Raw genomic sequence first — 1441 nt, forward strand, 5'->3', positions numbered from 1 at the left:
CTAGTAGGACTCCGTTAGGTGCTATTTGCCGGTTGTGTTCGTCCGCGGCAGGGTGGATGGATGGACATGAGGCAAGTGGAGGGCTTACGGGCGGAGTTAGCCGGGTTCGTGGCGGATGTGTTCGCTTCGGTGCCGCGACGGGATCAGCGGTCGAAGGGTGACTGCTACCTGCGGGGACTGATGCTGGACGGGCGGCGCAAGTCGATCCAGCCGATGGCGGAGCGGCTGCCGGACGGCAACGAGCAGAACCTGCAGCAGTTCGTGAACCAGTCACCGTGGGATCCGGTGCCGGTGCGGCGGCGGATCGCGGAGCGGATGGTGCCGCTGATCGGCCCGGATGCCTGGGCGGTCGATGACGTGTCGTTCCCCAAGGACGGGAAGATGTCGGTCGCCGTCGCGCACCAGTACTGCGGTGCGCTGGGCAAGCAGGCCAACTGCCAGGTCGCGGTCAGCGTGCACGCGGTCACCGACACGGCCTCGTGCCCGCTTAACTGGCGGCTGTTCCTGCCGAAACAGTGGGCGGAGGATGCCGGCCGGCGGGCCCGGACCGGCGTCCCCAAGGACGTCGGGCACCGGGAGAAGTGGCGGCTGGCCCTGGACGCCCTGGACGAACTGGCCGGGTGGGGACTGGTGCCGCCGGTGGTGGTGGCCGACGCGGGCTACGGCCAGAACGCCGACTTCCGCGCCGCCCTGACCGAACGCGGCACCGCGTATGTGGTCGGCGTCCGTGGCGATGTGGCCGTCCAGCCGCATGACGCGGTCCCCGCCGCCCCGCCTTGGTCCGGCAACGGCCGCAAACCCCAGCCCCGCTACCGGCAGCCGCCCGTGGCGGTGGCAGAGCTGGCGGCCGACGCCGGACCGGCGGCCTTTCGGGAGGTGACCTGGCGGGAGGGCTCCCGTGGCCCGATGACCTCTCGCTTCCTCGCGGTGCGCGTCCGGCCGGCCGGGGTGCGCGCGCGTCGGCTGGCCCAGGCCGCCGCGGTGGCCAGGCACGGCCGGTGGGACGGCGTCCTGCCCGAGGTGTGGCTGCTGGCCGAATGGCCCGACGGCGAGGACGAACCGACCCGGTTCTGGCTGTCGGACCTGCCCGACGACACCCCGATCGCCGACCTGGTCCGCCTGGCCAAGATCCGCTGGCGCATCGAGCACGACTACCGCGAACTCAAGCACGGCCTGGGCCTGGACCACTTCGAAGGCCGTTCCTGGAACGGCTGGCACCACCACACCACCCTGGTCACCGCCGCCCACGCCTTCCTCACCGAGCAGCGGCTGGCCCCAAAAGCCGGCACACCGGACTCACCCTTTACCAGATCCTCGACGCCATCCAGGACCTGTTGAACTGCTGGACCGGCATCTGCACCACCTGCCGCCAGCCGCTGCCCACAACCCGGATCAGACACCACACAGCAAGATCCACAACGACCTAACGGAGCCCTACTAG

General features: G+C 70.4%; 1 protein-coding gene. It reads left to right on the forward strand.

Translation table 11 applies throughout. The features are described 5' to 3' along the window. The first annotated feature begins 60 nt into the window (after positions 1-60). Entirely contained in the window at positions 61-1338 is a 1278-nt protein-coding gene (locus tag ACFY4A_RS42610) for an IS701 family transposase (protein ID WP_390834678.1), read from the forward strand. The last annotated feature ends 103 nt before the right edge of the window (positions 1339-1441 follow it).

Source organism: Streptomyces sp. NPDC001292 (assembly GCF_042896465.1).
GTDB lineage: Bacteria > Actinomycetota > Actinomycetes > Streptomycetales > Streptomycetaceae > Streptomyces.

Bases quoted from the DNA above. Each gene is read 5' to 3' on its own strand.
- ACFY4A_RS42610 (WP_390834678.1), top strand. From the start codon at position 61: ATGGACATGAGGCAAGTGGAGGGCTTACGGGCGGAGTTAGCCGGGTTC.